General features: G+C 70.5%; 17 protein-coding genes. 5 read left to right on the top strand and 12 right to left on the bottom strand.

What is annotated here, in order from left to right:
* The 3 genes from ETAA1_RS14185 to ETAA1_RS14175 form a co-directional block, all read right to left on the bottom strand.
* Entirely contained in the window at window positions 1-1,227 is a 1,227-nt protein-coding gene (locus ETAA1_RS14185; protein ID WP_145239343.1) for an RNA polymerase sigma factor, read from the bottom strand.
* Complete coding sequence (locus ETAA1_RS14180; RefSeq protein ID WP_145239340.1) at window positions 1,224-1,568, bottom strand: YciI family protein; 345 nt, start codon at window positions 1,566-1,568, stop codon at window positions 1,224-1,226. The genes ETAA1_RS14185 and ETAA1_RS14180 overlap by 4 nt, the downstream gene beginning before the upstream one ends.
* A gap of 104 nt (window positions 1,569-1,672) precedes the next feature.
* The gene (locus tag ETAA1_RS14175; protein WP_145239336.1) at window positions 1,673-3,046 is read right to left on the bottom strand and encodes a YcjX family protein; all 1,374 of its coding nucleotides are present in this window, start codon (window positions 3,044-3,046) and stop codon (window positions 1,673-1,675) included.
* 92 nt (window positions 3,047-3,138) lie between these two features.
* Here ETAA1_RS14175 and amrB point away from each other — a divergent pair, with 92 nt between their 5' ends.
* On the top strand, window positions 3,139-4,338 hold the full coding sequence (amrB, locus tag ETAA1_RS14170; protein WP_145239333.1) for an AmmeMemoRadiSam system protein B: 1,200 nt from the start codon (window positions 3,139-3,141) through the stop codon (window positions 4,336-4,338).
* Here amrB and ETAA1_RS14165 read toward each other — a convergent pair.
* Genes ETAA1_RS14165 through ETAA1_RS14155 form a run of 3 tightly spaced genes read right to left on the bottom strand, consistent with a single transcriptional unit; the run spans window position 4,329 to window position 8,307 of the window.
* Window positions 4,329-5,414 (bottom strand): WD40 repeat domain-containing protein, encoded by a 1,086-nt coding sequence (locus ETAA1_RS14165; protein ID WP_145239330.1) that lies wholly within the window; start codon window positions 5,412-5,414, stop codon window positions 4,329-4,331. The two genes, amrB and ETAA1_RS14165, sit on opposite strands and share 10 nt — an antisense overlap.
* 7 nt (window positions 5,415-5,421) lie before the next feature.
* Entirely contained in the window at window positions 5,422-6,705 is a 1,284-nt protein-coding gene (locus tag ETAA1_RS14160; RefSeq protein WP_145239327.1) for a DUF1501 domain-containing protein, read from the bottom strand.
* Window positions 6,706-6,720: 15 nt separating this feature from the next.
* Window positions 6,721-8,307 (bottom strand): DUF1549 and DUF1553 domain-containing protein, encoded by a 1,587-nt coding sequence (locus tag ETAA1_RS14155; RefSeq protein ID WP_145239324.1) that lies wholly within the window; start codon window positions 8,305-8,307, stop codon window positions 6,721-6,723.
* Between the two features lie 135 nt (window positions 8,308-8,442).
* Between ETAA1_RS14155 and ETAA1_RS14150 the strand changes: the two genes are divergently transcribed.
* From ETAA1_RS14150 to ETAA1_RS14140, 3 genes are all read left to right on the top strand, one after another.
* Window positions 8,443-10,242: an ABC-F family ATP-binding cassette domain-containing protein gene (locus ETAA1_RS14150; RefSeq protein WP_145239321.1), complete on the top strand. Its 1,800-nt coding sequence runs from the start codon at window positions 8,443-8,445 to the stop codon at window positions 10,240-10,242.
* 2 nt (window positions 10,243-10,244) lie between these two features.
* Window positions 10,245-11,129, top strand: a complete 885-nt coding sequence (locus tag ETAA1_RS14145) for an RluA family pseudouridine synthase (RefSeq protein WP_145239318.1) — start codon at window positions 10,245-10,247, stop codon at window positions 11,127-11,129.
* A gap of 106 nt (window positions 11,130-11,235) precedes the next feature.
* Window positions 11,236-11,718, top strand: a complete 483-nt coding sequence (locus ETAA1_RS14140) for a fasciclin domain-containing protein (protein ID WP_145239315.1) — start codon at window positions 11,236-11,238, stop codon at window positions 11,716-11,718.
* Between the two features lie 52 nt (window positions 11,719-11,770).
* Here the strand turns inward: ETAA1_RS14140 and ETAA1_RS14135 are convergent, their stop codons facing one another.
* The 6 genes from ETAA1_RS14135 to ETAA1_RS14110 all read right to left on the bottom strand — a co-directional run bounded on the left by ETAA1_RS14135 (window position 11,771) and on the right by ETAA1_RS14110 (window position 18,888).
* Window positions 11,771-12,739, bottom strand: coding sequence for a PhoH family protein (locus tag ETAA1_RS14135; RefSeq protein WP_145239312.1), 969 nt, complete (start codon window positions 12,737-12,739; stop codon window positions 11,771-11,773).
* A gap of 5 nt (window positions 12,740-12,744) precedes the next feature.
* Window positions 12,745-13,608 (bottom strand): phosphatidate cytidylyltransferase, encoded by an 864-nt coding sequence (locus ETAA1_RS14130; protein ID WP_145239309.1) that lies wholly within the window; start codon window positions 13,606-13,608, stop codon window positions 12,745-12,747.
* The gene (gene uppS, locus ETAA1_RS14125) at window positions 13,608-14,372 is read right to left on the bottom strand and encodes a polyprenyl diphosphate synthase (protein ID WP_145239306.1); all 765 of its coding nucleotides are present in this window, start codon (window positions 14,370-14,372) and stop codon (window positions 13,608-13,610) included. Before uppS ends, ETAA1_RS14130 begins: the two co-directional genes overlap by 1 nt.
* On the bottom strand, window positions 14,369-15,661 hold the full coding sequence (locus tag ETAA1_RS14120) for an adenylosuccinate synthase (RefSeq protein ID WP_145239303.1): 1,293 nt from the start codon (window positions 15,659-15,661) through the stop codon (window positions 14,369-14,371). The genes uppS and ETAA1_RS14120 overlap by 4 nt, the downstream gene beginning before the upstream one ends.
* 89 nt (window positions 15,662-15,750) lie before the next feature.
* Complete coding sequence (locus tag ETAA1_RS14115; protein ID WP_145239300.1) at window positions 15,751-16,716, bottom strand: class I SAM-dependent methyltransferase; 966 nt, start codon at window positions 16,714-16,716, stop codon at window positions 15,751-15,753.
* 84 nt (window positions 16,717-16,800) lie between these two features.
* A complete protein-coding gene (locus ETAA1_RS14110; RefSeq protein WP_145239297.1) occupies window positions 16,801-18,888 on the bottom strand; it encodes a molybdopterin-containing oxidoreductase family protein in 2,088 nt (695 codons plus the stop codon).
* Window positions 18,889-19,141: 253 nt separating this feature from the next.
* Between ETAA1_RS14110 and ETAA1_RS14105 the strand changes: the two genes are divergently transcribed.
* The gene (locus tag ETAA1_RS14105) at window positions 19,142-21,037 is read left to right on the top strand and encodes a serine/threonine-protein kinase (RefSeq protein ID WP_145239294.1); all 1,896 of its coding nucleotides are present in this window, start codon (window positions 19,142-19,144) and stop codon (window positions 21,035-21,037) included.
* Window positions 21,038-21,251: the final 214 nt, after the last annotated feature.

The raw sequence follows: 21,251 nt of genomic DNA, 5'->3' as shown, positions 1-21,251 counted from the left end.
TCAGCAGTCGTCCCGCTTCGCGCGGAGGAACTCCCGCTCGCGGTCGTTCCCGGCCAGCGCCAGCGCCTCGGCGAAGTGGAGTCGTGCGGCCGCGGCGTCGCCACAGCGGCGGTGAAGTTCGCCCAGCGCCGCGTGCCAGTGGCTGTACCGCTCCGCTCCGTCGCACCGAACGGCCAGCAACCCGCGCAACCCGGCCTGTGGGCCGTGCAGGTGGGCGACCGCGATCGCCCGGTTCAGCGCGTGCAGCCAGCCCGGGTCGCGGCCGCAGAGTCGGTCGTACAGTTCGACGATCCGCCGCCAGTCGGTCGCCGCGAACGTCGCCGCCGCACAGTGCTCCGCAGCAATCGCCGCCTCCAGGTGGAACGTCGTCAGTTCGTCGCCGCGTGCGGACCGGGCCAGCCACGTCCGCGCGGCGCGGAGAAGGTCTCGGTCCCAGAGCGAACGATCCTGCTGTTCGAGCAGCACCAGCCGGCCGTGGTCGTCTTCTCGGGCGGGGAAGCGGGCGGCGTGAAAGAGCATGAGCGCGAGCAGCGCCTCGGCCGCGGGGCCGCCCAGGTCTGGGTGGCGCGCCAGGGCGTCGGTCTGCCGCAGCGCCTCGGCGCAAAGATCGTGTCGGATGAGGGCGTCGGCGTGCGAAGCGTGGTAGCCCTCGTTGAAGACGAGGTAGAGCACCGCCAGCACCGCCGGCCGCCGCGCGGCCAGCTCGCCGGGCGGCACAGGGTCGGCAGACAGCCGCGCGGCCGCCAGCGCGTCGCGGGCTCGGGTCACACGCTTGAGAACGGCGGCGTCGGTCGTGAGGAGGGCGCGCGCGATCTCGGCGACGCCGAACCCGCACACCACCTTGAGAGCCAGCGCCACACGCGACTCCGGCGTGAGTGCCGGGTGGCAGCAGGTGAACAAGAGCCGCAGCGATTCGTCTGCCACGGGCGAATCGTCCGGCTCGGTCACGACCGCCGCCGAAACAGCGACGGCGGCCCGTCGGTCGGTGGCTGTCGCCTCGCGGCGCAGCGCGTCCACGGCGGCATTACGCGCCGCACGACGCAGCCAGGCCGCGGGGTCGTCGGGGACCCCGCGGCGCGGCCACGTCTGCACCGCCCGCAGCAGTGCCGATTGCACCGCGTCCTCGGCCAGGTCCAACCGACCCGGGCCGAGCCGGCGGACGAGGCCGGCGACCAACCGCCCGTACTCGTGACGGAAGGCATGGTCGGCCAGCCCCACCGGGGTCACGACAGCCCTGCCAGTTCGCGCACCTCCACCGGCCCGTGCAGAATCGCCGGGCACTCCTTCGCCACCGCCACCGCCGCGTCGTACGAGTCGGCGGTGATGATCGAGTAGCCGCCGAGCACTTCCTTCGTTTCGAGGAATGGCCCGTCGGTGACGCCGGTCGTCCGGACGACGCGGCCGGTCGGCTGGAGGCCGTCGCCGGGGTCGGTGATGAGCCCGATCTTGGCGAACTTGTCGATCCAGGCGCCCCACGCGGCGAGGAGCTTCTGCATGTCCTCGGGGCCGGGCGGGGCGGCGTTCGGGTCCTCGGCCGGGCCGCGGTAGATGAACAGGAACTTGGGCATGGCAGGCTCTCCGTCGGGGTGCGGCGCCGCGTGTCGGCGCCGCTCACAACCAGGACGTGCGACGGCTCGCGGTTTGGACACGGCCGCGAAAATAATCGGTGGCGTTAGTCGATCACGAACGTCGCCAGCCGATCGAGGTTCACCTGCTCCGGCGGATAGTCCTTCCGCACCGGCATCCGCGGGTACACCTCGGGGAACGAGAACGCCCCCGCGGCCCAGTCGTTCGGCCAGTCGTCGGGTAGGCCGGACACGCCGAACCGCTGCTCGGGGCCGGGCGGCAACTTCTTCCCGTCCGCCCCGCGGAGCGGCACGCCGACCAGAAAGCGCTTGCCGTCCTCGGCCGGCAGCGGCTTCGTGGACACCACCGACGCCAGGTTGAAGAAGTCGAACGTGAGGCCGTCGCGGTTGTCGGCGTACCGGGCCACCATCCGCCGCATCAGGCCCAGCATCCGGTCGCGGTCGGCCGGGTGGACCAGGTCGAGCTTCGGGGCGACGAACGCCAGCCGCGTGATCCAGCCGGGTCGCAGCTGGTGCGGCAGGAACACCTTGCTGAGCCCGCGGGCGATCGGGCCGAAGACCGGGTGCTCGCCGGGGTTCAGCACGTCGAGCAGGTCGCGGAGGATGAGCCGGTTGTCGTCGTACATGCCGACGCCGCCGGCCAGCAGCATCGTCACGTCGATCAGCACGACGAGCGACGTACAAGACTTCAGTGCGTCCACCGCTGGCCGCACGACTCGATCGACGTACTCGGCGAACCGCCCCTCGAAGACCACTTCCAGCTCCGGGCGCGCGGCGCGGACGGCTGCCGGGAGCGGGCAGAACTGTGACCCTTCGGCGAGGCCGGTGAAGCGCGAGTCGGCCAGCGCCTCGGGCGTGTCGGGCTTCGCCGGTTGGCCGTTCACGTCGAGCAGGAATGTGGACGGGCTCACCAGCGGCTTGAAACTCAGGATGAGGTTCGCCAGCGACAGCCGGTACGCCCGCAGCAGGTCGCCTTCCTTCACGCCGGGCTCGGCGACCGCGGCCAGGAACGGGGCGCAGGCGGTGCGGTAGGCGGTGTCGTTGGCGATGACGGTGAGGAGGTGCTCGGACCACGCCGCGAACGACCGGCCGAGCATGGCGGCGTCGGCGATCCGCTCGCCGGGCAGGTCGTAGACCTTCAGCAGGCAGTCGCTGAACGTCCAGTCCGACCGCTCGAACCGGCACACGTACTGCGCCCGGTCGCGCGTCTTCGCCGGCCAGCGGCCGCCGTGGACCAGCGCGTCGCGGCAGCCGGTGTAGTTGAACGGCTCCCACCCCGGGTCCGGCGGCAGCACGGTGAACTTTCGCAGCCGCGTGCCCGGCCCGCCGAGCGGGAAGCGGTCGGAGTCGTGGTCCTGGAGGTGGTTGATGAGCGACGTGAGGAGCACCGTCTTGCCGGCGTTGTACAGTCCGACGACGCCGACTCGGCACTCGGTGGTCTTCACCCGCAGGATGCCCATGCCCGCCCTCTCAGCCGGTCCGGTGCCGCTACTCTATTCGCCGCGCGGACACACTGCTTGACCTTCCGCCGGGCGGCGCCGACAATTCGGCGATGACCACCTCCGCACGGCCGAAGCTCCGCGACCGCCTCGCCGCCGAACGGGCCGAAGGCTCGTTCCACGTAACCGACCCGTACCGCGTCGGCAGCCCGGTGCAGCTTAGCCCGTTGGCGCTGGAGGTGGTGAAGCGCCTGGACGGCACCCGCACACTGAGCGACATCCAGGCCGAGCTCACGACGCTCACCGGCGGCACGATCCTCCCACTCGACACGCTCGACGGGCTGGTGAAGGCTCTCGACGACGCCCTGCTTCTCGACTCGCCCGCACTCGCGGCACGGATCGGCGGACCGGTACGGCTGCCGTCGTGCGTCGGCGCCTACGACGGCGACCCTGCGCGACTGCGTGCCCAGGTCGATGCGCTGTTCACGGCCCCCGGCGGCCCGGGGTTGCCCGGTAAGCCCGCGCCGTCGCCTCACGGCCGCCTGCGTGCCGTGCTGGTGCCGCACATGGACTACGCCCGCGGCAACGTCACCTACGGTTGGGGCTTCAAGGAGCTGGCCGAGCGCACCGACGCTCGGCTGTTCGTGGTCGTGGCCACGTCGCACTACTCGCCACACCGGTACACCCTGAGCCGCCAGCACTTCGAGACGCCGCTGGGCGTGTGCGAGACCGACTCGTCGTTCGTGGAGCGCCTTGACGCAGTGTACGGTCCCGGGCTGTTCGACGACCCGCTCGCACACGTCCCCGAACACTCGATCGAGCTGGAAGTGGTCGTCCTGCAGCGCCTCCTTGGCGAGCGTGTCCGCATCGTGCCGCTGCTGTGCGGCTCGCTCGGCGATTGCGTGGACGACGGCACCGACCCTGCAGCGGCCGCCGACGTGGCGCGGATGGTGAACGCGCTGCGGGCCGCGGAAGCGGCCGCGGGCGAGCCGGTGTGCTACGTCATCAGCGGCGACCTGGCGCACATCGGCCCGAAGTTCGGCGACCGACGGAAGGCCGAAGGGGCGTGGCTGAAGCAGAGTGAAGGGCAGGACCGCACGATTCTCACGGCGCTGGAGAAGGCCGACCCGGCGGCGTACTTTGGGGTGATCGCGGCTGAAGCGGACGAGCGTCGCATCTGCGGGCTGCCGCCGACATATCTGACGCTCGCGGCCGCGGGGCCGACCTCGGGCCGGGTGCTCCACTACCAGCAGTTCTTGGACCCGAAGGGCCGCGAGAGCGTCAGCTTCGCGGCGGCGGCGTTCTACGATTGACGGCGCAGCGTGTACACGACCGCCGCCCCGGTCGAACACGCGACTGCGAAGCGGTCGCCGGCCGGGTGGATCGCCAAATCCCGGATGTGGGCGGCGTGCGTTAGCGTGTGCGTGCTCGTCGTCTCACTTCCGGTCCAGAACCAAACCCGGCCCCCGCTGCCACCACCGGCCGCGACGACGGTGCCGTCACTCAGGAACCCGACGCCCCACGCCGTACCCTGGAAGGCGTCCTTGGGCTTCAGCGGCTTCGGCTTGCCCTCGGCCCAGTCGAACAGCACCACCAGCGGGTTGCCGACGCCGGCGAAGGCGTTCGACACGTTCGTGATGCCGGCGCACGCCACCCTGCCGTCCGGAGCCACGGCCATGCCGCGGGCGCCGCCGATGTCGGCGCGGAACGTCGGGTCGTACTTGTGCATCTGCTTCGCGTCCAGCTCGCGGACGCACGCCCCGGTCGTGGTGTCCCAGTCCTTCACGGTGCCGAGCAGGTCGGCCGACACGAGCCGGGTGCCGGACGGGTGAAAGGCCACGTTGTAGACGTGCGACGTGTGCCCGGTCAGCGTGCGGCGGGGAGCGCCGGTCGCAGCGTCCCACAGCTTCACGAGGGTGTCGTTGCCGCAGGTGGCGAGCGTGGCGCCGTCCGGGCTCAGGGCGACGGCACGGCACCAGCCGGCGTGCGCCTCGACGGTGCGGACAGGCGTCGGTGTGGCGTCGTGTCCGTTCCACCAGATCAGCTTGCCGTGGTAGTCGGCGGTGACGAGCGCGAACGGGTCGGCGGGTGGCGAGGGGATGGCTACCGCGGCAGACCCCAGCGCACCGCCGCGAGCGGCGCGCAGAGCCGCAGCCTTCTCGACAGACGAGGTTGCGGCACCGACGGCACGCACGGCCATGCCGCGCCCCCAACCCGCGTGGCCGACCAGCGCCGTCCGTGCGCCGGAGACGAGGTCGAAGCGCTGGACGCTGTTGTCCTGTGCCGAGGCGAACAGGAAGCGGCCCGCGGGGTCGAACCGGCACCCGAGCAACGGGCTCGTGTGCCGGAACTCGCGCTGCACGCGGGCCGCGGTCGGGTCGAGCGGCATAGGTGCCTCACGCCAGGATTTCGCTGATCGCGCTCGCGCGCGGGTCGGCCACCGGCACCGGCCGCTGGTTCGGGTGGAAGTTCCGCTCCGGGTCGAGGCCGACCGCCCGCAGGTACGTGTGGAACAGGTGCCACGGCCCCACCTCGCGGTCCGCGATCGTTGACCCGTTCGCGTTGGTGCGGCCGACCACCGCCCCGCCCTTGATGCCGGCCCCGCCCATCACGACCGACCAGCCGTTCGACCAGTGGTCGCGGCCGAAGCGGTCGTTGATCCGCGGCGTGCGGCCCATCTCGCTCATCACCACCACCAGCGTGCTCTCCAGCATGCCGCGGTCGGAGAGGTCGTCGAGTAGGGCCGAGAACGGGCGGTCGAACTCGCCGAGCTGCTCGATGTGGAAGTCGAAGTTCTCGTGGTGCGTGTCGTAGTTCGAGTGGCTCACCTTCACGTAACTCACGCCCGCCTCCAGGAGCCGGCGGGCGAGCAGCAGGTGGCGGCCGAAGTCGTGGCGGCCGTAGCGCTCGGCCGTCTTCAGGCTCTCGCGCTCCACGTCGAACACGTCGGCCCGGTGGAACACGCGCTCGGCCTGGGCGAACGACGCGGCGTAGGCCTCACTCGCGGCGCTGCGGCGCGAGCGCGAGAAGCGGTCGGTCAGCGACTGGCGTAGTGCCTCGCGGGCGGCGTCGGCATCGGCGGTGAGGCCGGCCGGGCGGAGGAGGTTCGTCGGCGGCCGGCCGTCGGGCACCGGCACGGACGCGAACTGCGGCCCGAGGAACGCCGCGTCCGCACGACCGCCGCCCCCGCCGCCGGGCAGGATGTGTATGTGGCCGGGCATCTCGGCCTGCTCGCCGCCGAGCATTTTGGCGGCCACAGCCCCGATGTGCGGGTACTCGATGCCGGCCTCCGGCCGCCGGCCGGTGAGCATGATTTTTTCACCCTGGGCGTGGTCGGGCGTGGTGCTGTTCAGGCTCCGCACCACTGCCAGCTTGTGCATCCGCGCCGCCGTGTGCGGCAGCAGTTCGCAGATGTGCGTCCCGGTGACCGAGGTGGGAATCGCGCGGAACGGCCCGCCGGTGTCGGTGCCGGGCTTCGGGTCCCACGTCTCGAGCTGGCTGACGCCGCCGGCCAGGAAGATGACCAGTACCCGCTTCTGATTCCGTGCCAGCTCCGCGGTCGAGCCCGGCGCCGCGAACCCGGCCGGGCCGAGCGCGGCGGTCGCCCCCGCGGCGGCGAGGAAGCCGCGCCGCGACACGGCATGAGCGGCGGACCCGCAGGCGTACTTCGCGTTTGGCATCGGGCACCGGGCGGGTTAGTGGTTGAAGCGGAATTCGGCCGAGGTCACGAGCGCCCACACGAGTTCGCCGCAGAACACGGGGCGCTCGGCGGCGGGCGTGCGGGTCAGGGCGGCGGTCACGTCAGTCTTTTCGTCGGCAGTCGGGCGGCGGGTCAGCACGCTGAGGAACAGCTCGTCGGCGATGCGATCCGGCGGCAGCTTGCCGAGCCGGTCCGCTAGATTCCCCGCCTTCGGCTGCGTCAAACCGCGGACGACCGGACCGTTCTTAAGGAACAGCGTCTGGCTCAAGGTCTGCGTCGTGCCGTCGTCGGGCTCGCCGGCCACGCCTCCGTACATGCCGCGGAACGTCGCTACCAACGGGGCCGCCTTCGCGTCGGCGCTGGTGTTACCGGTCGCCTCACTGAGGGCGTAGGCCAGTTGCTCCGCGGCCAGCGGCTTGAGCGGGCCGACGAGGTAGCGGTCGGCCGGAACGTCGGTCAGCGTCGCGGGCACCTCGCTGCTCCGCTGGTAGGTGCGGCTCAAGACGATCTCGCGGACGAGCCGCTTCACATCGTAGTTGTGGGCGACGAAGTCGCGGGCAAGTGTATCGAGCAGCTCGGGGTGGCTCGGCGGGTTGTCGGCGTGGTCCTGGTCCACGGGGTCGATGATGCCGCGGCCGAGCAACAGCGCCCACAGCCGGTTCACCGCCGTGCGGGCGAACGCCGGGTTGTCAGGAGACGTGACGGCCGCCGCCAGCCGCTCGCGGCGGCTGTAGGCCGGCACGGGCCGCACGTCCTTCGCCGGGGCCACGGCGTACTCCTTCCCCTTCTCCGCCTTCGGCTCGTCGAGCGGCTTCAGGCCGGGCATCCGCGGGCCGGTGCCGCTCGTTTTCTTCGCCTTGTCGAACACGCTGGTGAAGTTCACCTCGCCGTCGGCCTTCTCGGCGATGACCGCGGTCGGTGCCTGGGCGTTCGGGAACAAAAAGGTACGGTTGATGAACGCCTGGATGCCGTAGTAGTCGGCCTGCTTGTAGTCGTTGACGGTGGGGTGGTCGTGGCACTGCGCGCAGCCCATGTTGCGGCCGAGGAAGACGCGGCCGAGGTCGCGCGTGATCAGGTTCGGTTCGAGGTCGCGGTCGAGGAAGAACTTGGCCGCCGGCCGCAACTTGGCGTCGCTCCCGTCGGCGGACAGCAGCTCGCGCGCGAAGGCGTCGTAGGGCCGGTTCGCGGCAAAGGTGTCGCGGAGGTACGTTTCCCAGGCTGCTCGCGTGACGCGCGTGTCCTTGCGGCGTTCCATCAGGATCACGTCGAACGCCTGCGCCATCCGGCGAGCGTAACTGGGGGCCGCGAGAAGGCGGTCGATCAGCTTGACGCGCTTGTCGGGGGCGGTGTCGGCGAAGAAGGCCGTGGCTTCTGCGGTACTGGGGATCGTGCCCGAAAGGTCGAGCGTCACGCGGCGGAGGAATTCGCCGTCGTCGGCAGCAGGGGCGGCGAGTTTGGAGTGGTTCGGATGACCGGCGGCGATGAGGCGGTCGATGCGGGCGTGGAGCGGCTCGTCCGCGACAGCGGAAGACGCGTAGGCGAGTATCAACAACGCGGCCACGGGGCCGGAGCGGGCGGGCATGGACCGGTCCTCGGGGGGAAGCACCCGGTCGGCGGGACCACGCCGGCGGGTCGGTGAGCTACCCAAATACTCCGGTGCGACGGGGCGGCTGTCAAGCGCGAATCCGGAGCACTGTCGCGGCCATACCATAGCCCCATGAGCGTTCTGCTGGCCGCCCGCGACCTGACCAAGTCATTCTCCGCCCGCCCGCTGTTCGACGGGCTCACGTTCGACCTCCGCGCCGGCGAGAAGGTCGGCCTCATCGGCCCGAACGGCGCCGGCAAGTCCACCCTGCTCCGCCTCCTCACCGGCCGTGAGGCGCCCGACGCGGGAACGATCACGTCGCGCCGGGGGGTGGTTGTCGGCTACCTGGCGCAAGACGACGTGTTCCCCGCCGACCGCTCCGTGTGTGAGGTCGTGGTCGGGGGGCTCGCCGACACCGGTCTCGAAGAACACGAACGCGACACCCGCGCGGCAATCGCCCTCACGCGGGTCGGATTCGACGACCACGACCAGCCGGCGAGCACGCTGTCCGGCGGCTGGCGTAAGCGGCTGGCCCTGGCCCGCGAGTTGGCCCGCGAGCCGGACGTGCTGCTGCTCGACGAGCCGACCAATCACCTCGACCTGCCCGGCGTCGTGTGGCTCGAAAAGCTGCTGCGGTCGGCCCCGTTCGGCTACCTCGTCGCCACCCACGACCGGGCGTTCCTCCGCGCCGTCGCCGATGACGTGATGGAGGTGAGCCGCACCTACCCCGGCGGCGTCTTCCGCGCGGAGGGCGGCTACGACAGCTTCGCCGACAAGCGCGACGACTTCCTGGAGGCGCAGGCCCGGATGCGCGAGGCGGTGGCGAACCAGGTCCGCCGCGAGACCGACTGGCTCGGCCGCAAGGAGAGCGCCCAGCGCCGCAAGAGCCGGTCGCGCATCGGCGAGGCCGCCGACCGCCGTGCCGAGCTCGCCGAGTTGGACGTGCGGACCGCCGCCCGCGGAGCCGCCGGCATCGACTTCGCCGGCACCGGCCGTCAGACCAAGAAGCTCGTCACCGCCACCGGCGTGAGCAAGTCGCTCGGGGGGAAGCCGCTGTTCTCCGGGCTCGACGTGCTCCTCGCCCCCGGCACGCGGCTGGGGTTGCTCGGCCCGAACGGCGGCGGCAAGAGTACGCTTCTGAAGGTACTCGCCGGCGAACTCGCCCCCGACGCCGGCACCGTCGTCCGTGCCGACGGGCTGCGCGCGGTGACGTTCGAGCAGGGCCGGGCCTCGCTCGACCCCACCCTGCCCTTGCGGCGTGCGCTCAGCCCGAACTCGGAGATGGTGACGTTCCGCGACCGGCAGCTCCACGTCGGCGGGTGGGCGAAGCAGTTCCTCTTTCAGGCCGAGCAACTCGACATCGAAATCGGTGCCCTCTCCGGCGGCGAGCAGGCTCGCGTTCGCATCGCCCAGTTGATGCTGAAGCCGGCCGACGTGCTGTTCCTCGACGAGCCGACAAACGACCTGGACATCCCCGCGCTCGAAGTGCTCGAGGACAGTCTCGGCGACTTCCCCGGGGCGGTGGTGCTGGTCAGCCACGACCGCGACCTGATGGACCGCCTCTGCACCAGCGTCATCGGCCTGGACGGCCGCGGCAACGCGGCGCACTACGGCAGCGTCACGCAGTGGCTCGACGCGATGACGCGCGAGGAGCCGGCCAAGGCGAAGGAGCCGGCCAAGGCCGCCGCGGCACCCGCAAAGAAGACGAAGAAGCTGAGCTACAAGGAGCAGCAGGAGTGGGACGGCATGGAAGCCGCCGTCATGGTCGCGGAGGAGGCGGTGGCGGCGCGACAGGCGGAGGTGGAAGCCGCCGGCACGGCGGGACACACGGTGCTGATGGCGGCCTGTAAGCGGCTCGACGACGCGCAGGCAATCGTCGAAAAGCTGTACGCCCGCTGGCAGGAGCTCGAAGCCCGCCGGGCCGGGGAGTGACGATGCGCGAGCTGCCGCCGCCGACCCCCGGTCCGCTCTTGCCGTGGCTACTGAACGTTCTCGCGCCGACAAACCGCACCCGCGTCAAACAACTCCTCCAGCACGGCCGCGTCCTCGTGAACGGCCGACCCGTCTCCCGCCACGATCACCCGCTGACACCCGCCGACCGCGTCTCCATCGCCGCTAACGGGGCCGCGCCCCGTACCGCGCCGTCGCTCACGGTCGTCTACGAGGACGACTCCCTCGTCGTGATCGACAAGCCGGCTGGGCTCCTGAGCGTCGCCACCGACGCGGAGAAGGACGACACCGCATTCACGCGACTCGCCGCCCTGCTGGAGCGCCGCAAGGCCGGGCGGCCGTTCGTCGTCCACCGGCTCGACCGCGGCACGTCGGGGCTACTGCTATTCGCCAAAACCGCACCCGTCCGCGATCGATTGCAAGCCGGGTGGGAGGCCGTGGAGAAGACTTACCTGGCGGTGACCGAAGGGGTGCCGCGGCCGGCCGAAGGCGTGATCGAGAACCACCTGTTGGAAGGTGCGAACCTGCGGGTTCGCCCAACTCCCGCCGACGCGCCGGGCGCCAAGCGGGCGGCGTCGCGCTTCCGCGTACTCGGCGAGCACGCCGGTCGCGCGCTGGTGGCCGTCGAATTGCTCACCGGTCGCAAGCATCAGATTCGCGTCCACCTCGCCGGCCTCGGCTGCCCCGTCGTCGGCGACCGCGACTACGGGGCGAAGGACGACCCCGGCGGCCGCGTCTGCCTGCACGCCTGGCGGCTCGCGTTCGACCATCCGGACAGCGACCGCCGCGTCGCGGCGGGGGCCAGCCCGCCCCCGGAACTGTGGCGGGCCTACGGCGCCCCAGCGGATCAACGCCCGCGAATGAATTGATTCGCGCCAATTTGTTGGATTGCCGGCACGATGCCCGCTACCAATGGTTCGCCGCGTCTGGGACTAACCCGGGCGGCACGCCCAGCACCACAACCGGAGTCCGTTCATGAAGGCGAAGCTGTTCGTCGCGGGAGCCTGCGCGCTCGTGCTCGTCCTGTCCGTCGGCACCCCAACCCCCGCCGCCGAGGACAAGGACATCGTCGACATCGCCGTCGGGTCGAAGGACCACACCATCCTCGTCACCGCGGTGAAGGCGGCCGGGCTCGTGGACGTGCTCAAGGGGAAGGGGCCGTTCACCGTCTTCGCCCCGACCGACGCCGCGTTCAAGAAGCTCGGCGACGAGAAGCTCAAGGCGGTGGTGGGCAACAAGGCGCTTCTGACGAAAATTCTGCTGGCTCACGTCGTTCAGGGGAAGGCCGTGTACGCGGCCGACGTGGTCAAGATGGACGGCAAGGAGGTGAACGGGTTCAAGATCGCGGCCGGTAGCGGCGGCGTGTCGATCGGCGACGCGAAGGTGACGAAGGCCGACCTGAAGGCCAGCAACGGCGTCATCCACGTCATCGACACCGTGCTGGTCCCGAAGGAGTAGTTAACCCCCGCCGCCTGCGGCGCAGCACCGCGGTGCTGCGTCGCAAGCGGTACTACTGCCGCCGCCCCCGCGGCGTCTCGTCCTCGTAGGCCTTCACGATCCGCGACACGAGCGGATTGCGAACGATGTCCGACTCGTCCAGGTACACGATCGACAGCCCTTCGACGTCGCGGAGCCGCTGCACGGCGTCCGCTAGTCCGCTCGGAATGGTCTTCGGCAAGTCGGTTTGCGTCAGGTCGCCGGTCACCACCACGCGCGAGTTGTTCCCCATACGGGTGAGAAACATTTTGGTCTGCGGCACCGTCGCGTTCTGGGCTTCGTCCATGATGATGACGGAGTTGTTGAGCGTCCGGCCGCGCATGTACGCCAGCGGGGCGATCTCGATCACGTCGTTGTCCATGTACTTGCGGACCTGCTCGGGCTCCATGATGTCGTTCAGGGCGTCGAACAGCGGTCGGAGGTAGGGGTTCACCTTCGCCGCGAGGTCGCCGGGGAGGAAGCCGAGCCGCTCGCCCGCCTCGACCGCCGGCCGCACCAGAACGATCTTTTTGACCTGCCCGGCCCGTAGCAGGCTCACCGCCATGCCGACGGCGAGGTACGTCTTGCCGGTGCCGGCCGGGCCGACGCAGATGACCATGTCGTGCGTCTTCATCGCCTGCACGTAGCGACCCTGGCCGTCGGTACGCGGACGGAGGTGCCGGCCGCTCTCCATCACCGTCACGGCCGCGCCGGCACCACGGTCGGTCGGGCCGCGCACCACCTCGACCACCGTCCGCACGTCCTCGGCGGTCAGCTTGCCGTGCTTGCGCAGTACGATGCGCAGCTGTTGGAACGCCCGCTCGGCCTGCTCCACGGGCTCGGTCGTCGAGCCCTCGATCTGGATGAGGTCGCCGCGGGCCACGACCTTGACGTTGAGCGCGTCGCGGACGGTGCGGAGGTACTGGTCGCGCGGGCCGAACAGCAGCACCGCCTCCTCGCGGCTGTCCAGCGTGACGGTGCGGGTGACTGCCGTGTCGGCCATGACGGTTACCGGGCGGGGTTCAGATGCTGCGACAGGGCGAACCACAGGTACGCGACCGGGGCGGCGAACAGGACAGAATCGACCACGTCGAGCAGACCGCCGAACTCGGGGATGCGGTTGGCCGCGTCCTTCGCCCCGCCGTCGCGCTTGATGAGCGACTCGGCCAGGTCGCCAAGCACCCCCACCGCGCCGACGACGATGCCGAACGCGACTGCTTCCATGATACCCGCGCCGAACAGCCCCCCGGCAAGGTAGTCGAACCCGGCGGCGGTCGCGGCCGACCACGCCAGCCCGCCGACGAGGCCTTCCCACGTCTTCTTCGGGCTCAGCACCGGCGACATCTTGTGCCGCCCGAACGCCCGCCCGGCGAAGTACGCCCCCGTGTCCGCGCCCTTCGGGATGAAGATCGCCAGCGCCAGCAGCCAGCTCGACCGGTAGGCGTCGGGCGTGACCCAGCGGAGCTGCGCGAACACGCTCCCGAGGAGGCCCAGGTACGCCGCCGCGAACACGACCAAGCCGAGACGCGGCACGATGCCGCCGGGTTCGCGGAAGCGGGCCATTTCCACCAGGATCGCCACCAACAGCACGACGACGAACGCCCCCAACACGGCCTCCGACCACGACACCGCGCCGGTGAGGCGCGGCACCCAGTTCGCGACCATGACGAGCAGCACGCCGCCGACCGCGAGGCGCCAATCGGGCCGGATCACTGCGGGGAACAGCGTCAGCAACTCGCGGGTGGCGACGACGCCGATGAAGCCGAGGGCGACGAACAGGATCGGGAACCACGGGTCGAGGTAGCGGTCGCCGATGAGCAGCGCGATGGTGAATGCGGCGAGGAGGTTACCGATGATGATGCGGGTGCGCATCAGTTCGATCCCGCGGTCGTGAGGCCGCCGAACCGCCGCTCCCGGCGGGCGAAGTCGCGGAGGGCGTCGTGCAGGAGTTCCACGCCGAACTCGGGCCAGAACCGCGGCGTCACCCACAGCTCGGCGTAGGAGATCTGCCACAGCAGGTAGTTGCTCACGCGCATCTCGCCGGCCGTGCGGATGAGCAGGTCCGGGTCGGGCATCCCGGCCGTGTACAGGCTCGCGGAAATCGCGTCCTCGTCGATCGCCGCCGGGTCCAGTTCGCCGCGCCGCACGCGCCCCGCGATGGCCTTCACGGCGTCCACGATCTCGCCGCGCGAGCCGTAGTTGATCGCCAGGCACAGCGTCAGGCCGGTATTCTCGCGGGTGAGGCGGACGTTCTCGTCGATCTCGGCGAGCACGTCGGCGGAGAGCCCGTCGCGGCGGCCGATGACGGCGAAGCGGATGTTCTGCCGCAGAATCTTCGCCCGCTCCTGGAGGAGGTACTGCTTGAGGAGCGCCATCAGAAATTCGAGTTCGGGCTGCGGCCGCTTCCAGTTTTCGGAGCTGAAGCAGTACAGCGTGAGTTGCCCGACGCCGAGGCGGCAGCACTCCTCGGTGACGTCGTCCACCGACTTCGCGCCGCGGGCGTGGCCCTCGACACGCTCCTTGCCTTGCGTCCGGGCCCAGCGGCCGTTGCCGTCCATGATGACGGCGACGTGCCGCGGCAGCTTCGCCGGGTCGAGCCCGACGGACCGAGCGTAAGCGGCTGGGTCGTGGATCATTTGGTGAGGATCGTCTGCGCCCGGTCGGGACCGACCGACACGACCGACACCGGCAGCCCCACCAGTTCGCCGACGCGGTCGATGTACCGCCGCGCCGCCGCCGGCAAGTCAGTGAGCTTCCGCGCCGCGGTCAGGTCGTCGGTCCAGCCGGGGGTCGTCTCGTACACCGGCGTGCAGCGCTCAAGCTGATAGGCGTCGCTTGGAAAGTGCGTCGTCCGCTCGCCGTCGATGTCGTACGCGGTGCAGAGCTTCAGCTCGGGGAGGCCGCTCAGCACGTCGAGCAGCATCACGGTAATCTCGTCGGCCCCGGCCAGGGCGGCGGTGTAGCGGACGGACAGGGCGTCGAACCAGCCGACGCGCCGCGGGCGGCCGGTGACGGTGCCGTACTCGCGGCCGATCTTGCGGATCCGCTCGCCGGTGGCGTCATCGAGCTCGGTCGGGAACGGGCCCTTGCCGACGCGCGTGGTGTACGCCTTCACCACGCCGATGGTCCGCTGGATGTTTTTCGCCGGCACGCCGGTCCCGCCCCAGATGCCGCTTGGCAGGCTGCTCGAACTCGTGACGTAGGGGTAGGTGCCGTGGTCCACGTCGAGCAGGCTGCCTTGTGCGGCCTCGAACAGGACGTGCTTCCCGGCCGCGAACGCCTCGTGCAGCAGCCGGGCCGTGTCGGTGACGTGCGGGCGGAGGGCGTCGGCGTAGCCGAGGTACTGGTCGGCGATGGCGTCCGCGCTCATCGGCGCGAGCTGGTCGGCGTGGCCGTTGGCGTACACCTTCATCAGCCGGTTCTTGAACGGGACGACGAACCGCAGTTTCTCGCGGAGGTGGTCGGGCCGCAGCAACTCACCGACGCGGATGCCGAAGCGGCGGCCCACCTTGTCCTGATAGCACGGCCCGATGCCGCGGCCGGTGGTGCCGATCTTCCCCTCGCCGCCGCTCTCGGCCAGCCGTTCTTCTTCCATGTGGTACGGGAAGATGACGTGGGCGTGGTCGCTCAGCTTCAGCGCGTCGCCGAGGTCGATGCCACCGGCCTTAAGCGTGCCGACTTCCTCGATGAACTTGGGCGGGTAGACGACGACGCCGTTGCCGATGACCGACGTGACATTCGGCCGTATGACGCCGGTGGGCAGCAGCGACAGCTTGAACGTCTTGCCGTGGACAACGACCGTGTGCCCGGCGTTGGCCCCGCCGTTGTAGCGGACCACGTAGTCGAAGCCGTCGCCGAGGAGGTCGACGATCTTCCCCTTGGCCTCGTCGCCCCACTGTAACCCGACGACGCACGTACCCGGCATCTGGGGACCGCCTGCTGCTGACTCGGGGAGAGGGTCCGTACAACCCCCCTCACGGTAGGCGGCAGGGTGGAGGGAGTCAAGGGAACGGGCTACGGCCGCCCGGCCACGGCCATCATGCAGTCGCTCATGCCGGCGGCGTAGCAGAGCCACGCCACCGCGCGCGCGGCCGGCTTCCACGTCAGTGCCTTCGCGGCGAAGCCGCCGCGGGTCCGCGCCGCCAGCCGGGCGCTGGATCGGAGCCAATCGGAGTGCCGCAACTGCTGCACGCGCTCGACGCGATAGCCGGCCGTTTCCAGCGCCGAGCGGAGCGTCTTGGGGGTGAAGTGGGTCAGGTGTCGCGGCAGGTCGAGGCCGAACCAGTCGGAGCCGAACCAGTAGAACGGCAGGCTTTCAATGTTCGGGCAGGCCACGACCAGCTTGCCGCCCGGGACGAGCAGCCGGAACGCCTCGCGGAGCACGTCCAGCGGCCGGTGGACGTGCTCGAGCGAGTGCCACATCGTCACCACCTCGAACGAGCACGGCGCCAGGTCCGGGTGTGGCAGCGAGCCAGCCAGCACGCGCAGCCCAAGTTCCTCCTGAACCGCCCGGCCGGTCTCGACGGCGGAGTCGAGGCCGGTCACGTCCCAGCCGCGGTCGGCCATGCGCTTCAGGAAAGCGCCGCCGCCGCAGCCGAAGTCCAGGAGCCGGCCGGTGCCGGGCCAAGGCAAGTCGCCCCGGCGCTCGCCGCACGGCCGGCCGAGGAGGCGGCTGGTCAGCGGCCTTGCGGGGCGAGACTCACGCATCTTTCGCGGCCGGCGGTGCGGGGCGTAGTCCGACGGGTAGAACCGGGCGATGGTGCGCGGCGTCGGGCGGGGGTTGGTGTACGTGAGGCCGCACGTCTCGCAGCGGACGACGGCGAAGCGCAGGCCGGTTCCGTTGGGCGGGAGAGGGTCGGGGGCTTCGAGGAGAAGAGCGTGCTCCTCACGGCCGCAGAGGGGGCACGCGGCGTCCTCCCACGCGACGGCCGGCCGCGGGGCGTCGGTCGCGTCGGGGACCGGCGGGCGGTGGAGCATCATTTGGCGCACGGACCCGGGTGCGTGGGAACCGGTCGGAGCGTATTCCGGCCGGCGGGACGGCGTCAACCCCGACCCCGGTCCCGCTCAAACTCTCTCCACCTGCACGAGGTTGTCGAAGAACGTCGCCCCGCCGCCGAGGTCGGTTAGCGCCGTGCTCGTCGTCGTGTTGCCGTTCACGCCGTCCGGCGTGTAGCGGTTCCACCAGATGCCCAGCGACACTACCACTCCTGGCTTGACCGTGCCCCCCACCGACGCCGTCGCCCGGAAGCGGCCGCGGGCGTTGAACACGCTCACCGCCGCGCCGTCGGCGATGCCACGGGCCGCCGCGTCCTTCGGGTGTATCTCCAGCGTCACCCCGCCGGCACTGTTCCGTTGCTTGTCCACGTTCACGAACGTCGAGTTCAGGAACGCCGGCACCGGCGGCGTTAGCAGTTGCAGCGGGTAATCCGCCGCGAGGTCGGGGCGGGTCTGCGGGTCCTCGTGCGGCGGCCGGTAGTGCGGCAGCGGGTCGCGGCCGGCGCGGGCCTCGCGCTCCGAGTACAGTTCGCACTTGCCGCTCGGCGTCGGGAATTTCCCCTCCGCGAACGGTGCCCACCCGGCGGGCAGGTTCAGCCGCACGGGGCCGCGCCGGGTGTCTTCGAGCGTGATCCCCTCGAACTCGCGGACGCTCGAGAGAGCGCCGCGGGCCAGTTCCTCGTCGGTGATGTCGAACAGCTCGGGCTCGTAGCCCATCTCGCGGGCCAGCAGTCGAAACACCTCCGTGTTCGGCTTCGCCTCGCCGAGCGGGGCCACGGCCGCGTTGCTCGACTGCACGTACAGGTGACCGTAACTGCCGTGCAGGTCGAAGTGCTCGAGCTGCGTCGTCGCTGGGAGAAGGATGTCGGCGTAGTCGGCGGTGTCGGTCTGGAACTGATCGTGAACGACCGTGAACAGGTCGTCGCGGCGCAGGCCCGACAGCACGCGGGACTGGTCCGGGTTCACAGCCGCGGGGTTCGAGTTGTACACGAACAGCGCCCGCACCGGCGGCCCCGGCAACTCGCCGTGCAGCGCCTCGGCGAGGCTCGTCATGTTGATCGTGCGCGTGCCCCGCGGGATGAGGTCGGGCCGCGTGAGGAACGTGTCGTCGAACGGGTACGCCTTGCTCGTGCTGAGGAGCGCCCCGCCGCCGCCGTGGCGCCAGTCGCCGGTCAGCGCCGGCAGGCAAACCACGGTGCGGACCGCGATGCCGCCGCCGCCGTGGCGCTGCAGGCCGTAGTTCAGGCGGATCAACGCCGGGCCGCCGAACAGATTCTGCGCCCAGCCGTACTCGCGGGCGAACTGCTCGATCTCGTTCACCGACAGCCCCGTGATCCCGGCGACGCGGGCGGGTGAATACTCGCTCATCACGCGGTCGCGCAACGGCTCCACGCCGACGCAGTGGTTGTCGAGGTAATCCCGGTCGAGCCAGCCCTCGCGGAACAGGACGTGCATTACCCCCAGTGCCAGAGCCGCGTCGGTGCCGGGCCGCACGGGAATCCACCAGTCGGACTTCGCCGCGGTCGGCGAGCGGTAGGGGTCGATGGTGACGATCCGCGCCCCGCGCTTGCGGGCCTCGTGCTCGATTCGCCAGAAGTGCGTGTTCGTCACCGCCGTGTTCGAGCCCCAGTTCACGATGTACCGGGCGTTAACCGCGGCTTCCGGGTCGATCATCGCGCGCGTGCCGAGCGTCACGTCGCAGCCCGCTGCGCCGGCCGTGGCGCAAATGGTGCGGTCGAGCAAGCTCGCCCCGTAGCGGTGGAAGAAGCGACGGTCGAGGCTGCCGTACATCAGCTTCCCCATCGTGCCCGCGTAACTGTACGGCAGCACCGCCTGCGGGCCGTCGGCCGACCCCGCGATGTCACGGAAGCGGTCGGCGATGGTGCGGATGGCCTCCGCCCAGCTGACCCGCTCGAAGCGCCCCTCACCCTTGCGCCCGACGCGCCGCATGGGGTGCAGAACCCGCCCCGGGTGGTAGACGCGGTCCAAGTAGTTGGCGACCTTCTGGCACAGGAAGCCGTGCGTGAACGGGTGCTCGGCGTCGCCGCGCAACTTCACGGCCTTCCCGCTCGCGGGGTCCACGGTGACGACGAGCCCACACGTATCCGGGCAGTCGTGCGGGCACACGGCGCGGACCGTCGGCAGTTCCCGGACCATTGTGACTCCCGTCCCGGGGGCGAGGCGACCGATATGATACCGGAAGCCGCCCGGTCCGCGGGGGCCGGGTAGGCTGGAGTAACTCCGCGGGTTCCGCCGAAAAATCTGATTCGGCCGCTTGCGGACGCCGCCGCGCCTCGGCAGAGTAGACACATTGCCGCCACGGACGCGGTGGACCGACCCGACCTTGGGGCAGTCCCAGGGACCGGGACCGGGTGACGCCCACCCCGGCCCGGGGACGAGGAAACCCAGAATGCCGGCACCCGCCACCGTACCAGAGTTCCTCGACCTGGTCCGCAAGAGCGGTCTCCTCCCCGACGCCACCGTCGACGAAGTCATCGACCGCCACCGTGCCGCCGGCACCCTGCCGACAACGCTCGACCCGACCGCCGCGCTCTTCGTCCGCGAAGGCCTGCTCACCTTCTTTCAGGCCAAGCAGCTGAAGCTCGGCCGGTACAAGCGCTTCACAATCGGCTCGAAGTACCGACTGCTCGAACTCATCGGCGCCGGCGGCATGGGGGCCGTGTACCTGTGCGAGCACACCCTCATGAAGCGCCTCGTGGCGCTGAAGGTGCTGCCGGTGGAGAAGTTGGAAGACCCGTCGAACTTGGAGCGGTTCCACCGCGAGGCGCGGGCCGTAGCCGCGCTCGACCACCCGAACATCGTCCGGGCGTACGACATCGACGTCCACGACAAGTTGCACTTCCTGGTCATGGAGTACGTGGACGGGTGCAGCCTCCAGGACATCGTGGCCCGGCACGGCCCGATGGACCCGGTCCGCGCCGCCCACTACGTCGCGCAGTCCGCCGTCGGCATCCAACACGCCCACGAGCTGGGCATGGTCCACCGCGACATCAAGCCGGGCAACCTGCTCCTGGAGCGGACCGGCGTCGTGAAAATTCTCGACATGGGGCTGGCCCGGTTCTTCAACAAGCCCACCGACAGCGTGACCGAGAAGTACGACGACAAGTGCGTACTCGGGACTGCCGACTACCTGGCCCCCGAGCAGGCCGTGAGCAACACCGTGGACGTGCGGGCCGACATCTACAGCCTCGGCGGCACGCTCTACTACCTGCTCACCGGCCAGACGCCCTTCCCGGACGGCACCATCGCCGCGAAGCTGGTCGCCCACCAGACGCGCGACCCGAAGCCGATCGAGGCCTACCGCTCGGACGTGCCGCAGGGCATTCTCGACGTGCTCCAGGTGATGATGGCGAAAAACGCCGACGACCGCTACCAGTCGCCGATCGAGGTGGCCGACGCGCTCGCCGAGTGGGCGGACTTGCCGAGCGACCCGCCGCCGGCGAAAGAGATGCCCGGCCTCTGCCCACTCGTGCTGGCACTGACCGGCCACGCCGTGGACAAGGCGAGCGGCACCGGAGCGTCGGTACCACTGGGCCGCGCACTCTTCGGCCCCGGGCGTTCTGCGCTCCGCGGCGGCGGTACCGGAAGTTCCGGCCGTATGGTGACGGGCGGGTCGGGGCGGTTCGCTCCTGCGTCCGGGCGGGTCGGAGTCGCCGGCAACTCGTCGCCCAGGAATCCGCCCGCGGGGAGCCCCAAGTCCACGACCCGCAACGCAGCCGCGGCTACGGCCCCGATGCGGCAGCGCCCGTCTCCTGAGCCGATCACCGAGCCGACCGACAGTTCGGCAACCGACTACCGCTTCGCGCCGCAGGCGTCGTCGCGGCGTGGCCTTTATGTCGCGTCCGCCGTCGCGGTGGGGCTGGTGTTCTGCGGCGCAATTGCGGCCGGGGCTTACTTCCTCGGCAAGGGGCAGATGCCGGACGGAGTAACGACGAAGGGGACTGGTCCCGACGACGCCCGCCGCGCCCCGACGCTGACCGAAGCCGCCTTCGCCCCAGAGGCCACTGCTCAGCTCGACGGCAAAGTCTGCACCGTGGAGTTCCGTGTCGCCGCGGTCGGTGGCGGGGATGCCGTGTGCCTCAAATCGACGATAGACGACAGGGCGCCGACGGCGTTCGTGGCCAAACTCGACCGTGAACTCGCAGACCCGGCGAATGCAAACGAGGTGGCGATCCGGTTCGACGGGAAGACGGTCCGCGTCCGCGGCACCGTGCAGAAGACGCCCTCCGGCCCGGCGACGGTCGAGGTCGAAACGTACCGCCAACTATTGGTTGTGCCGAGATAACCCTTTGCCGGCACGCCGGTTCGATCGACGCGGCCATGCAGAATAGATTCCAACACACTTTCGCCTGACCAAGTCGATACCTTCGGTAAACCCTCCACCCCACCGCCATGATGCGTGAGAGTGGCCCAAGCAGGGGCTGACGCGCCCGCCGTCCCGTTTGCAGAGTTCGCAGTTGAACCGCGCACGAAAAGCGCTCACACTGAGCGTGTTGGGC

Source organism: Urbifossiella limnaea, from assembly GCF_007747215.1.
GTDB classification, from domain to species: Bacteria; Planctomycetota; Planctomycetia; order Gemmatales; family Gemmataceae; genus Urbifossiella; species Urbifossiella limnaea.
This window is presented reverse-complemented; position numbering and strand designations above follow the sequence as displayed.

What these genes read in the sequence shown, in the direction of transcription:
- ETAA1_RS14180 (WP_145239340.1), bottom strand. Translation starts at nt 1,568, where the DNA reads ATGCCCAAGTTCCTGTTCATCTACCGCGGCCCGGCCGAGGACCCGAAC.
- ETAA1_RS14175 (WP_145239336.1), bottom strand. Translation starts at nt 3,046, where the DNA reads ATGGGCATCCTGCGGGTGAAGACCACCGAGTGCCGAGTCGGCGTCGTC.
- amrB (WP_145239333.1), top strand. Translation starts at nt 3,139, where the DNA reads ATGACCACCTCCGCACGGCCGAAGCTCCGCGACCGCCTCGCCGCCGAA.
- ETAA1_RS14165 (WP_145239330.1), bottom strand. Translation starts at nt 5,414, where the DNA reads ATGCCGCTCGACCCGACCGCGGCCCGCGTGCAGCGCGAGTTCCGGCAC.
- ETAA1_RS14160 (WP_145239327.1), bottom strand. Translation starts at nt 6,705, where the DNA reads ATGCCAAACGCGAAGTACGCCTGCGGGTCCGCCGCTCATGCCGTGTCG.
- ETAA1_RS14155 (WP_145239324.1), bottom strand. Translation starts at nt 8,307, where the DNA reads ATGCCCGCCCGCTCCGGCCCCGTGGCCGCGTTGTTGATACTCGCCTAC.
- ETAA1_RS14150 (WP_145239321.1), top strand. Translation starts at nt 8,443, where the DNA reads ATGAGCGTTCTGCTGGCCGCCCGCGACCTGACCAAGTCATTCTCCGCC.
- ETAA1_RS14145 (WP_145239318.1), top strand. Translation starts at nt 10,245, where the DNA reads ATGCGCGAGCTGCCGCCGCCGACCCCCGGTCCGCTCTTGCCGTGGCTA.
- ETAA1_RS14140 (WP_145239315.1), top strand. Translation starts at nt 11,236, where the DNA reads ATGAAGGCGAAGCTGTTCGTCGCGGGAGCCTGCGCGCTCGTGCTCGTC.
- ETAA1_RS14135 (WP_145239312.1), bottom strand. Translation starts at nt 12,739, where the DNA reads ATGGCCGACACGGCAGTCACCCGCACCGTCACGCTGGACAGCCGCGAG.
- ETAA1_RS14130 (WP_145239309.1), bottom strand. Translation starts at nt 13,608, where the DNA reads ATGCGCACCCGCATCATCATCGGTAACCTCCTCGCCGCATTCACCATC.
- uppS (WP_145239306.1), bottom strand. Translation starts at nt 14,372, where the DNA reads ATGATCCACGACCCAGCCGCTTACGCTCGGTCCGTCGGGCTCGACCCG.
- ETAA1_RS14120 (WP_145239303.1), bottom strand. Translation starts at nt 15,661, where the DNA reads ATGCCGGGTACGTGCGTCGTCGGGTTACAGTGGGGCGACGAGGCCAAG.
- ETAA1_RS14115 (WP_145239300.1), bottom strand. Translation starts at nt 16,716, where the DNA reads ATGATGCTCCACCGCCCGCCGGTCCCCGACGCGACCGACGCCCCGCGG.
- ETAA1_RS14110 (WP_145239297.1), bottom strand. Translation starts at nt 18,888, where the DNA reads ATGGTCCGGGAACTGCCGACGGTCCGCGCCGTGTGCCCGCACGACTGC.
- ETAA1_RS14105 (WP_145239294.1), top strand. Translation starts at nt 19,142, where the DNA reads ATGCCGGCACCCGCCACCGTACCAGAGTTCCTCGACCTGGTCCGCAAG.